Source organism: Janthinobacterium sp. LS2A (genome assembly GCF_036543145.1).
In the GTDB taxonomy this organism is placed as follows: Bacteria; Pseudomonadota; Gammaproteobacteria; order Burkholderiales; family Burkholderiaceae_D; genus Janthinobacterium; species Janthinobacterium aestuarii.
The window spans coordinates 352,739-364,688 of the sequence record NZ_JAZHPB010000004.1 but is presented as its reverse complement, the minus strand read 5'-3'; the positions used below and the strand labels follow the sequence as shown (position 1 = coordinate 364,688).

The following is an 11,950-nucleotide window of genomic DNA, read 5'->3' as shown; positions in this document are numbered from 1 at the left end:
TAGTAGTGCAAATCAGGTATCGCCAGCCGTATAATCATTTCATAACAAGACCACCGGAGACAGATCACTAGCTACCGAGGGAATCAGTATGAAATTGACGGATATGAAGATAGGTGTGCGCCTGGGCGCCGGTTTTGGCGTGGTGCTGCTGCTGATGGCAGTGCTGGTGGGCACGGGCCTTTTCCGGCTGGACAAGATCGGCGCGCTCAGCGAAGCCATCATCGAGAAAGACTGGGCCAAGGCCGACGCCATCGCCACCATCCGCAGCACCACGCGTTCGAATGCGGCACTGGTGCTGGAACTGTTCATCCATGAAGATCCGGCCCGCGCCAACGCCATCCACGGCGAAATCGACGCCAACAAGGCCACCATCACCGATGCGCTGACCATCCTCGACCGCCTGATCGTGCTGCCTGAAGGCAAGGAACTGCTGGCCACGCTGAAGCAGCAGCGCAAGGCCTATGTCGTCTCGTTCAGCCAGGCCGACAAGCTGCTGGTGGCGGGACAGCGCGCGGAAGCGGCCACGCACGTGCGCGACGACACCCTGCCCGCCCTGAACCAGTTGCAAAAGACCGTGAACCGCCTGAATGAAATCCAGCGCGGCGTCGTCGTGCATGGCGGCCAGCAAATCCAGCAGAATATTTCCGCAGCCAATGTGCTGATGGCCAGCCTGGGCACGGCCGCCCTGCTGCTGGGCGTGCTCTTTGCCTGGCGGGTGACGCGCTCGATCACGACGCCGATCGCCTACGCCCTGCGCGTGGCGCAAGCGGTGGCCGGAGGCGACTTGAGCAGCAAGATTGTGGCCGACGGCAAGGATGAAGCGGGCCAGCTGCTGCAAGCGCTGCGCGACATGAACACCAACCTGGCCACCCTGGTGGGGCAAGTGCGCGGCGGCACGGGCACCATTGCCGTCGCGTCGAGCCAGATCGCCAGCGGCAATGCCGACCTGTCGGCCCGCACGGAAGCGCAGGCCAGCGCGCTGGAAGAGACAGCCTCGTCGATGATCGAACTGACGGGCACCGTGCGCAGCAACAGCGACAATGCGCGCCAGGCCGACAGCCTGGCCCGCTCGGCGTCGGCCATCGCCCAGCGCGGCGGCTCGGCCATGGCGGAAGTGGTCGGCACCATGGACGCCATCAATGCATCGTCGCGCAAGATCGTCGACATCATCGCCGTCATTGACGGCATCGCTTTCCAGACGAATATCCTCGCCCTGAATGCGGCAGTCGAGGCAGCGCGTGCCGGCGAGCAAGGACGCGGCTTTGCCGTGGTAGCCTCCGAAGTGCGCAACCTGGCACAACGCTCGGCCGCGGCGGCCAAGGAAATCAAGGAACTGATCGCCGACTCCGTCGACCGGGTTGGCCAGGGCGCGCAGCTGGTCAGCCAGGCGGGCGCCACGATGGATGAAGTGGTGGCCAGCGTGGGCCGGGTCAGCGCCATCGTCGGTGAAATCAGCGTCGCCAACCACGAGCAAAGCGAAGGCATCGAGCAGATCAATGCCGCCATCATGCAGATGGACCAGACGACGCAGCAAAACGCGGCCCTCGTCGAGGAAGCGGCCGCGGCGGCGGCGGCCATGCATGAACAGGCGGGCGAACTGGAAACCCTCGTCAGCCAGTTCAAGCTGGAACAGAACGCCGGAGGCAAAGCGCCGCCACCTGCCGTCCCGCGCTTGCACTAAGCCGATTACTCCACCTGGCGTGCCAGGCGGATGCCGGAAAATTGCCAGCGCGCGCCGGCCGGGAAGAAATTGCGGTAGCTGGCACGCGCATGGCCGGCCGGCGTGGCGCAGGACGAGCCGCGCAGCACATACTGGTTCAGCATGAACTTGCCGTTGTATTCACCGAGCGCCCCGGGCGCCGTGCGGTAGCCCGGATACGGCGCGTAGCTGCTGCTGGTCCACTGCCAGCAGTGGCCGAACATCTGCCGCAATCCCGTTCCCGGCGCGCCCGCCGCTGGATGCAGCTGGCCAACTTCCACGGCGGTGCCTTGCGCCGCCAGCTCCCACTCCGCTTCCGTCGGCAGGCGCGCGCCAGCCCAGTGCGCATAGGCATCCGCCTCGAACAGGGACAGATGCGTGGCCGGCGCCTGCAGGTCGAGCGGGCGCAAGCCGAACAAGGTGAATTCCTGCCAGTGTCCGGCATCATCGCGCTGCCAGTACAGCAGACACTCGAGCTGCTGGCTGCGTACCCAGTCCCAGCCTTCGGCCAGCCACAAATGCGCCGTGCGGTAGCCGCCCGCCTCGATGAAGGCGAGATATTCGCCATTCGTCACCAGCGCGCTGGCCAGTTCGAACGGCGCCACGTATTGCGGGTGGCGCGGCAATTCATTGTCGAAACAAAAGCCATCGCCCGCATGGCCTATCTGCGCCAGGCCGCCGTCGAACGCCAGCCAGGCCGTCGGCTGCACGTGTTCTTGCGCCGGCGCAGGCGCAGTGTCAAGGTAAGCGGGAAACAGGGCGCTCTGCGCGAGCAGGTGCTTGACGTCCGTCAACAGCAACTCCTGGTGCTGCTGCTCATGCTCGAGGCCCAGCGCCAGCAGCATGGTCAGCCGTTCGCGCTCCTCGCGCGCCAGTTCGCCCGCCAGCAGGCGCGCGATGCGCGCATCGACGTTGGCGCGGTAAGCGCGCACCTGTGCCATGCCGGGGCGCGTCAGCAAGCCCCGCTGGGCGCGCGGGTGCTTCTCGCCCACGCCGTTGTAATACGAGTTGAACAGCACGCGGAAGGCCGGGTGAAAGGGCGCGAACGCCGCTTCCATGCTTTCCAGAATAAACGTTTCGAAAAACCAGGTCGTATGCGCGAGATGCCATTTCACGGGACTGGCGTCCGGCATCGACTGGGCACCGCAATCCTCGTCGGACAGCGGTTCGGCCAGCAGCAGCGAGTGCTGGCGCACCTTGTTGTAGTGATCGATCAGCATCTTTTTCTTAGTCCCTGATCACGCGTGCGTAAATCACGGCAAACCACTGCTGCGGGTCCGTCCAGACTTGCACAGTGGAAAACCCGGCCTGCTCCAGCAAGCCGACGAAGCTGGCGCGCGTGTATTTGTAGCTGTCTTCCGTATGGATACGCTCGCCTTTCGCGAAACGCCGCTGGCCGCCTTTCCAATGGACAAGCTGCTCGCTGCGCGCTTCCAGGTGCATTTCGACGCGGCGCTCGTCGGCGTTGAAAAAGCCGTGGTGCTGCCACGCGCGCACGTCGAAGTCGGCGCCGATCAGGCCGTTCACGTGGCGCAGCATGTTCAGGTTGAAGGCAGCCGTGACGCCCAGCGCATCGTCATAGGCGGCGTCGAGGATGGCGTCGTCCTTGATCAGGTCGACGCCGATCAGCAGGCCGCCATCGCCGTCCGCATTCGCGCGCAGGCGGCGCAAAAAGGCGGTCGCTTGCTCAGGCGCAAAATTGCCGATCGACGAGCCGGGGTAGAAGAACAGGCGCCGCGCGTCGCGCACGCTGTCGGGCAAGTCCAGGCGGCTGGAGAAATCCAGGCCCAGACCCGTCATCTCGATGTGCGGAAAGCGCTGCTGCAGCCGGCTCAGCGATTCACTGAGGAAATCGTAGGAAATATCCACGGCCACGTACTGGGCCGGATGCAGCAGCGGAAACAGGCTGGCGGCCTTGGCGCAATTGCCCGCGCCCAAGTCGATCAGGGTGCTGCCCGGCCCCACGGCGTGCGCGATCTCGGCGCCGTGACGGGCGAAGATGGCCGCTTCCGTGCGCGTCGGATAGTACTCAGGCAAGGCGCAGATGGCTTCGAACAGTTTCGAACCGAGCGCGTCGTACAGGTATTTGGGCGAGGTCCAGGCATCGCGCGCCAGCAGGCCGCTGCTGATCTCGGCTATCGTGGCAGGAGTGGCGCTGGCCGCTTCTGCGTTGCTGGCGGGATACAAATTGGACTGCTGTTGCGCAAGTGGCATGGTCATGGGCTGGCGTCGTCAATATTAGGTTCACGAAGGGCTTGCACGGTCAGCCAACGGGCGCGCCGCCCCTGCCATAGCGGTTTGCAGGCGCCTTGCCGATGACTTTTTTCCATCATAACGGAATCCGCACAAGCCAGCCGTGCGGCAGGTAACTTAAGGTCAAACAGGCTGCGCACAGAAAAATTGGTATTACCAAGCAAAAAGCATAAGCCTGTCGTATACTACACATTGCCGGCCAAACAATCCGCGCGCCATTGCAGTTCCCAGGCCCCCCTCTCCCCCGCGTGCCTCCCTTTACGGTAACCGTTAACACCATGCTCGAATTGCGCCATCTGTCGAAGTCCTATGCCAATGCCCGTCCCGTGCTGGCCAACATTTCCTGCCGCTTCAAGGCCGGGGAATTCATCGCCATCATGGGCGACTCTGGCGTGGGCAAGTCGACACTGCTGAACCTGATCGCCGGCCTCGATACGCCCGACGCGGGTGCCGAAGCGCACCCTATCCTGGTGGACGGCATTGCCATGTCCAGCCTCGATGACGCCGCCGCGACCCGGCTGCGTCGCGCCCGCATGGGCTTTATCTTCCAGGCGTTCCACGTCTTGCCGCACCTGACCCTGCTGCAAAACGTGGCCCTGCCGCTGCTGCTCAACGGACTGCCCCAGGAGCGTGCCGCCAGCATGCTCGAGGCCGTCGGCCTGGGCGGACGCGGCGGCGACTTCCCGCAGCAATTATCGGGCGGCGAAATGCAGCGCGTGGCCATCGCCCGCGCGCTCGTCCACAAGCCGGCGCTGGTGCTGGCCGACGAGCCCACCGGCAACCTCGACCCGGACACGGCGCACAGCATCCTGCAATTGCTGCGCGCCGAAATCAAGGCCAACGGCAGTTGCGCGATCATGGTCACGCATTCGCTGGCCGCCGCCGAAATGGCGGACCGGACCATGATCCTGACGAAAAGCGGATTACAAAATACAACAATCGTCAACCAAATTGATCAAACAATCAGTTAATTTAACTGACCATCTGTCACAAGTTTTGTTATCGTAGTATTATTTAAAACACTTGCCTGGTTATCAATGTTGTAACGCGAATGTTGTCACGTCACCCAGACAGCCGTACTGCGATGACGAACTATAGCCGGGACCATATAAAGTGGTCTCGTCCCTTGCATAACCTGAAGGAGGAGTAAATGAACGTTCGGCAAAAGAAGCTGGAAATGATTGAAGCGATGAACCGGGCGCGTGCGCTCGAACCATCGAGTTTTGTGCCCAACAAGCTGCTCGATACCTTGATCGAGAAGTTGAACTTGAAAAATGATGCGGAACTGTGCCGTGTCCTGGAAGTTCAGCCTCCCATCATCAGCAAGATTCGGCACGGAAAACTGTCGGTCGGTGCAACGATTTTATTGCGCATGCATGAAAAATCGGACATCACCATCCGCGAACTGAAGGAACTGTCCGCCACGCCAGTCCATTGAAGCACCCGCTGTTGTAATGCCATGCCAGGCACCCAGGTTCCCGGCGCCATGAACTTTTGCCATACAATTCGCGTAGTTCGCTCACCGCACAACATCCGAGCACGATAGCGAAGAGACCCAGCCCAAACCATGCTGACCGTTTCTCTGCCCTCCCGCTCCGGCAAGTCCCCTCCAGCTTCTCCCCTGCATTTCCACGCAAACTTGATCTGACACAACACGCATAGTCCCAGCAGGCATCAAGGTCAGCTTTTAACCAGCGATCCCAACCGCATGTCCAGCGATCCCCTTGCGCCGTCCGTGCTGCGCCTGACGCTCACGCGCGATCCCCTCGCCAGCGCCGGCGACTGCCCCGCCGCGCCCGGCTGGCACGCCGAAACCCATGTGCTGTCCAGCGCGCGCGGCATCGGCAGCTGCCGCACCGTGCTCGATATCGGCCCGTCCGACGTCGTGCAACTGCTGCTGTGCGACGGCAGTTCGCTGCTGGCGGGCAGCCTCGACCTGCCACGCTACCTGGGTCCGGCCACAGTGGCGCGCGACGGTGCGCCCGCCAGCATCGTAGTGGGGCTGGCCCTGCGCCCGCAGGCGGCGCGCCAGCCACCCGGCGCCAGCCGCGACGGCCTGGGCGCCTGGATGCTGCGGGCCGTGCGCGTGTACCGCTGCGGCGCCGCCGCCATGACGGCGCTGGCGGCGGCGGGCGCCTTCCAGGACCGCCAGCTGGAACAGCGCCTGGGCCTGTACCGCTGCGGCATCGAGGCGGGTAGCATGACGGCCGTCGCCAGCCTGCCCGCCGGGCCGGAACCCGTGCTGCTGCTGTTGCACGGCACAGCCTCGTCGACCCAGCGCAGCTTTGGCGGCCTGTGGCGCAACGGCCTGGCGCCGCAACTGGCGGCGCAGTACGGCAACCGCATCTACGGCTATGAGCACCGCAGCCTCAGCGACAGCCCCATCGAGAATGCGCTGGCCCTCGTGCGCCAGCTGCCGCACGGCGCCGTGCTGCACCTGCTGGCCCATTCGCGCGGCGGCCTGGTCGGCGAATTGCTGGCGCGCGCGCAGCGCATCGACAGCCGCGGCGCCGTCGACCTGGCCGGCGACGGCCTGGAGCGGTTGAGCGAAAACACCGTGGGCGGCGAAGCGTTCAACAGCCACGATATCGAACACTTCACGGCGCAGGCGCGGCTGGGCGGACGCGGTGGCTACGACGAAGATGCGGCGCGCCTGCGCGCACTCAGCGTGGAACTGAAGACGCGCGCCATCCGCATCGCCCGCTTCGTGCGCGTGGCGTGTCCTGCGCGCGGCACCACCCTGATGTCGGGCCGCCTCGACCGCTGGGCCAGCGTGATGTTTAACCTGCTGCTGCATGGCGGCGTTCCCGATGGCGCCATGGCCTTCCTGCTGGCCGTGGTGCGGCAGCGCTGCGACGCGCGCATCCTGCCCGGCCTGGAAGCGATGATGCCCGATTCGCCGCTGGTGGCGCTGCTCAACGCGCCCGACGTGCGCGTGGCCAGTCCGCTGCACGTGCTGGCCGGCGCCTGCAGCGGCGATGGTTTGCTGGGCTGGCTGGGCGACTGCCTCGGCGACCAGCTGTACGGCGGGCAGAACGACCTGGTGGTCAATTGCGCCTCGATGGCCGGCGGCGCCACGCGCAGCACGCCGGTGCGGCAACTGCTGCTGCGCGGGCCGCACACGCACCACATGAACTACTTCGAGCGCGCGCCGTCCAGCCAGGCCGCCGTGCAGGTGCTCACCGGCGACGAGGCAGCCTACCAGCCGTTGCCCGGCATCGAGCACGGCCCGCTGGCGCGCGGCGGCGAAGTGCCGAAACGGCGCGCGCACGCGCCCATCGCGCTGCTGCTGCCCGACATCATGGGCAGCCACCTGCAAGTGGGCAGCAACCGCATCTGGTTCGACCCCGTCAATCTCGTCGAAGGGCGCATCGAACGCCTGGCCGTGGGCCAGCCGCACATCGTCAGCGCCGGCTGGATCGAGTCCTGCTATGAACCGTTTGCCCGCTTTCTCGCGCAAAACCAGGAAGTGCGGCCTTTTACCTATGACTGGCGATTGTCGCTGCAGGAGTCGTGCCGCGCCTTCCTGCCCGTGCTCGACGACGCCATGCGCGACGCGGAACAGCGCGGCCAACCGCTGCGCATCGTCGCCCACGGCATGGGCGGGCTGGTGGCGCGCCTGGCCCTGAAAGACCGCTGGCAGCGCTTCGGCGCCCTGCCCGGCAGCCGATTGCTGCAGGTGGGCACGGCCAACCGCGGCACGCAGGCGATGGTGCAAGTGCTGCTGGGGCGCGACCGGCTGGTGCAGATGCTGGCCTGCTGGATCGGCTGGAAGCACACGCGGCGCCAGTTTCTCGGCTTCGTGCGCGCCTTTCCCGGCGTGCTGGACATGCTGCCGTGGCCGCAGGCGGCCGGCGGTGTCGATTATTTCGACGCCAATACATGGGCGCAGCTGGCCGCCGGCGACGCGCAAGCGAACCTGCCCGGCGGCTGGCAGGCGCCCGAGGCCCAAGCGCTGGCTGCGGCGCGCGCCACCGTCGCCTTGCTGGAAGCGGCCCCGCTCGACGCCCGCCTTTGCAGCTACCTGGCCGGCTGCGCCGACACGCCGGTGGCGCTGCGCCTGCGCGACGGCGGCATCGAGACGGCCTGGTCGCCCGACGGCGATGGCCGCACGGCCTGGCAAGGCGCGGTGCCCGACGGCGTGGCCGCCTGCTACCTGCCCGTGGCGCATGGCGACCTGCTGCTGCAAAAAGACTACTACCCGGCCATCGCGCAGCTGCTCGACAGCGGCCAGGCCGCAGCCCTGCCCCGCCACCCGCCGCACGCGCCCGGCGGCGCCCCGCCCCGCTTCCATCCCTACGTGCCCGAGGCGACGCCGCTGTACCCGCAGCCGCAGGAATTGCTCGACGCGGCCATCGGCGCCGCCGGCCCGGCCAGCGCGCCGGAAAGCCGCGCGCCGCAGTTGAGCCTATCCGTCATCCACGGCAGCATGGCCTCGGCCGACGCGCCCGTCATGAGCGGCTGCTACGCGTCCGAATCGCTGCGCGGCAGCATGAGTTTTCTCGACCGCCTGCTGGCGGGCAAGCTGCAGGAAATCCACGCGCTGGGCCGCTTTCCGCAGCGCCCCGACTCCGCCCTCGTGGTGCTGCAGCCCGATGCGGCGCGCCGGCCCGGCGGCGCCATCGTCATTGGCCTGGGCGCGCTGGGCGAACTGACGCCGGGCGAACTGGCGCGCGCCTTTGCCGGCGGCCTGCTCGAATACGCGTGCGTCTGCCTGCAGGTGCGCGCCGCCGGCCACGTGGCCGCGCCGCCGATGGGCGAGCACGGCTTGCGCGTGGCCAGCCTGTTGTCCGGTTCCGGCTATGGCGGCTTGAGCATCGCCCTGTGCGCGCGGGCCCTGATCGACGGCGCGCGCAGCGCCAACCGGCGCCTCGAAGACGCGGGCATGGCGTGCCGCATCGGCCACATCGCCATCTATGAACAGTCCGAGGCGCGCGCCATCGCCGCCGCCGTGGCCATCGAACAGATCATGGCCGAAGCGCGCTACCAGGGCAGCTTCACGTTCGAGCGGCGCATCCGCCACAGCCCCGGCGGCTACCGGCGCATCCTGCCCAGCCTGAGCGGCGACAATGGCTGGCGCCGCGTGCAGATCGTCGCCGCCGACCTCTCCGGCGCCCTGCGCTTCACCGTGCTGACGGACCGCGCCCACAACAGCGTCGACGAGGAACCGAACCAGCGGCAGGCCGTCGATGGCCTGATCATGGACGCCACCGACAACACCACCGACCAGCCGGGCCTGTCGCGCGCGCTGTACGAACTGATGCTGCCCAATGGCCTGAAGGCGGCCATCCCCGAAATGCGTGGCCTGATCCTGGCCGTCGACCAGAGCGCCGCCATCTATCCGTGGGAACTGATGCGCGACGAGGCGGGCAGCGAGGAAAGCCCGCTGTCGACGCGCATCGGCATGGTGCGCCAACTGGCCAGCCTGCGCGAGCAGCCGCCCGCCGTCAGCCCGCCCAGCAACAGCGTGCTGGTGATCGGCGACACCGATTCCGGCCTGCCCGAACTGCCCGCCGCGCAGGCCGAGGCGCAGGACGTGGCGCACATGTTCGGCACGTACGGCTACCAGGTGCGCGAGCTGCTGCGCCCGCAGGCCCAGCGCGTGCTCGTGCACCTGTTCGACGAGCGCTATTTCGCCATCCACCTGGCCGGCCATGGCGAAGTGGCCGGTCCCGGCATCGCCCATACGGGCCTGGTGCTGGGACCGAAGACGCGGCTGACGGCGGCGCAGGTGGGCAAACTCAAACGCGTGCCGCAATTCGTCTTCATCAATTGCTGCCACCTGGGCGACATGCGCCCGGACGCCATCGCGCCGTGGTCGAAACTGGCCGCCAGCCTGGCCACGGCATTCATTGAAATGGGTTCGCAGGCCGTGATCGCGGCCGGCTGGCGCATCGACGACCAGGCGGCCAGCATCTTCGCGCACAGCTTCTATCACGCCATGCTGAGCGGCGAATATTTCGGCGATGCCGTGCGCCTGGCGCGCGAAGCGGCATACCTGCAGTTCCCCGCCTCGAACACCTGGGGCGCCTACCAGGCGTATGGCGACGACCGCTACCGCTTTCCGAACACCCAGAGCCGGCCCTGGCAAGCGCCCGACTACCACTACCACGGCCATTTGCTGGCCGACCTGGAAACCCTGCACGCACGCCTGGCCGGCGCCGATCCTGGGCGCCGCGCGGCCATCGAGGAAAAGCTGGGCAGCATCGAGGAAGCCGTGCGCGCGCGCTTCTTCGGCTGCGCCGACATCCGCGAAAACATGGCCGCCACGCGCGCCGGCCTCGGTGGGCTGGAGAACACCTTGCGCGCCATCGAACACTACCGGGCGGCGCACAGCGCGGCCGACGGCAAGGTGGGCTTGCGCGCGCTGGCGCACTGGGCGGAACTGGAGATACGCCAGGGCGCGGCCCTGTGCGGCCTCGATGCGGGCGCCGGCATCGAGGTGCCGGCCGTACCCGATATGGCGCAGGGACGCCGGTTGCTGCAGGATGGGAAACAGCATATCGACCTGCTGGTGGCGCTGGCGCCCACGGCACAGCGCCTGGCCCTGCTGGGACGCTACTGGGCCTTGCAGGCGCGCCTGGCCTGCCGCGAAGGAAACTCGGGCGCGCCGGCCCTGCGCGCCATGACGGATGCCTGCCTGGCCGCGCTGGAAGAAGCGCGGCGGCGCAGCGGCGTAGCCGACTGCGACCTGATTTTCCAGGTGCTGGCCGGTGCCCTGCTGCTGAAAGCCCATGGCGACGGCGGCGCCTGGCGCGCGCTCGATCCGCAGCTGGGCGACTTGCTGCACGACGCCATCGCCTACGCGCGCCAGCGCCACGCGGATGAACACCGCGCCATCGACGCCGGCGCCCCCGTGCGCGCCGCACTGCTGGCGGCCCTGTGGCAGGTGCCGGACGGCCAGCCTTTCGACGCGCCCGCGCGCGCCGCTTTCCTGGCCCTGTACCACGACGCCGTGCGGCGCCACGGCAGCATCGGCGAACCCGAAACGATCACGGCGCCGCTGCGCTTCCTGCTCGAACTGCTGCCGTCCGACAGCCCGGACACCGCCTTGCGCAGCGCCGTGCAGGCGCTGGCCGGCCAGCTGCAGGCATCATTCCCCGCTATCAGCCAGGTACCACCCCGTAGTGGCGCGCATAGCGTTCGTCCAGATTCGCCAGCGGCATCATCATGAACATGTCGGCGCTTTCGAAATCAGGATCCCATGCCGGTTCGCCGCAAATCCAGGCACCCGAACGCAGATAGCCCTTGATCAGCGGCGGCACTTGCGGCTTGTGCGCCGCTTCCACCTGGTGGATGGGGAAAGGCAGGTGCGGCGTGACGCGGTATTCGCTTGGGGCCATGTGCTTTTCGGCCAGCGCCTGGTACACGGCGACGGCGTTATGGCCGCCATCGGCCAGGCTGATGCTGGCGCAGCCGACCAGGTAGTCGCAGCGCTCGCGGCGCATGTACTCGGCCAGGCCCGACCACAGCAGCATGATCACGCTGCCGCCCCGGTATTTCGGGTGGATGCAGGCGCGGCCCGCTTCGACCATGCGTCCGCGCAGGTTCTTCAAGCGGCTCAGGTCGAACTCGTTTTCCGAATACAGCCGGCCGATCTTGGCCGCCTTGGCCGCGCTCAGCACGCGGTAGGTGCCCACCACTTTCAGGGTATCGGCGTCGCGCACGATCAGGTGATCGCAGTGCGCGTCGAATTCATCGCTGTCGAGGCCATCGGCGTTCGCCAGCGACGTCAGCCCCATGGTCTCGATAAACACCTTGTAACGCAAACGCTGCACTTCGCGCAATTCCGACGCTGTCGTGGCCTGGCTCAGCACCAGTTGGACCGGACGGGCCTTGGCTTCGTTTGATGCGATTATGTTTTGCATGGTTTCATCCCTGTGATCAAGACGACTCCAGCGTACTTGCCTAATATGTCAGGAAAATGACAGCCGAATGTCATTTCCGTGACGCAAGTCAATGTCATTCGGGGATCGTGCATAATTACCACACTCGCCC

General features: G+C 66.7%; 7 protein-coding genes. 4 read left to right on the top strand and 3 right to left on the bottom strand.

The window, feature by feature from the left end; translation table 11 throughout:
- Positions 1 to 88 precede the first annotated feature (88 nt).
- The gene (locus tag V3C40_RS14445) at positions 89 to 1,681 is read left to right on the top strand and encodes a methyl-accepting chemotaxis protein (RefSeq protein WP_331777795.1); all 1,593 of its coding nucleotides are present in this window, start codon (positions 89 to 91) and stop codon (positions 1,679 to 1,681) included.
- Positions 1,682 to 1,686: 5 nt separating this feature from the next.
- On the opposite strand, the gene egtB is transcribed toward V3C40_RS14445, so the two are convergent.
- Together egtB and egtD are read right to left on the bottom strand one after the other, a co-directional pair.
- The gene (egtB, locus tag V3C40_RS14440; protein ID WP_331777794.1) at positions 1,687 to 2,919 is read right to left on the bottom strand and encodes an ergothioneine biosynthesis protein EgtB; all 1,233 of its coding nucleotides are present in this window, start codon (positions 2,917 to 2,919) and stop codon (positions 1,687 to 1,689) included.
- Between the two features lie 7 nt (positions 2,920 to 2,926).
- Positions 2,927 to 3,919 carry an L-histidine N(alpha)-methyltransferase gene (gene egtD, locus V3C40_RS14435; RefSeq protein WP_319992753.1) on the bottom strand — a complete coding sequence of 331 codons (993 nt, stop codon included), beginning with the start codon at positions 3,917 to 3,919 and terminating at the stop codon, positions 2,927 to 2,929.
- A 311-nt stretch (positions 3,920 to 4,230) separates the two neighbouring features.
- On the opposite strand from egtD, the gene V3C40_RS14430 reads away from it, so the two are divergent.
- The 3 genes from V3C40_RS14430 to V3C40_RS14420 all read left to right on the top strand — a co-directional run bounded on the left by V3C40_RS14430 (position 4,231) and on the right by V3C40_RS14420 (position 11,126).
- The gene (locus tag V3C40_RS14430) at positions 4,231 to 4,923 is read left to right on the top strand and encodes an ABC transporter ATP-binding protein (protein ID WP_034757401.1); all 693 of its coding nucleotides are present in this window, start codon (positions 4,231 to 4,233) and stop codon (positions 4,921 to 4,923) included.
- Positions 4,924 to 5,102: 179 nt separating this feature from the next.
- Positions 5,103 to 5,390: a hypothetical protein gene (locus V3C40_RS14425; protein ID WP_034757399.1), complete on the top strand. Its 288-nt coding sequence runs from the start codon at positions 5,103 to 5,105 to the stop codon at positions 5,388 to 5,390.
- A 270-nt stretch (positions 5,391 to 5,660) separates the two neighbouring features.
- Positions 5,661 to 11,126, top strand: a complete 5,466-nt coding sequence (locus V3C40_RS14420) for a CHAT domain-containing protein (RefSeq protein ID WP_331777793.1) — start codon at positions 5,661 to 5,663, stop codon at positions 11,124 to 11,126.
- On the opposite strand, the gene V3C40_RS14415 is transcribed toward V3C40_RS14420, so the two are convergent.
- Entirely contained in the window at positions 11,059 to 11,820 is a 762-nt protein-coding gene (locus tag V3C40_RS14415) for a GNAT family N-acetyltransferase (RefSeq protein ID WP_034757395.1), read from the bottom strand. The two genes, V3C40_RS14420 and V3C40_RS14415, sit on opposite strands and share 68 nt — an antisense overlap.
- Positions 11,821 to 11,950: the final 130 nt, after the last annotated feature.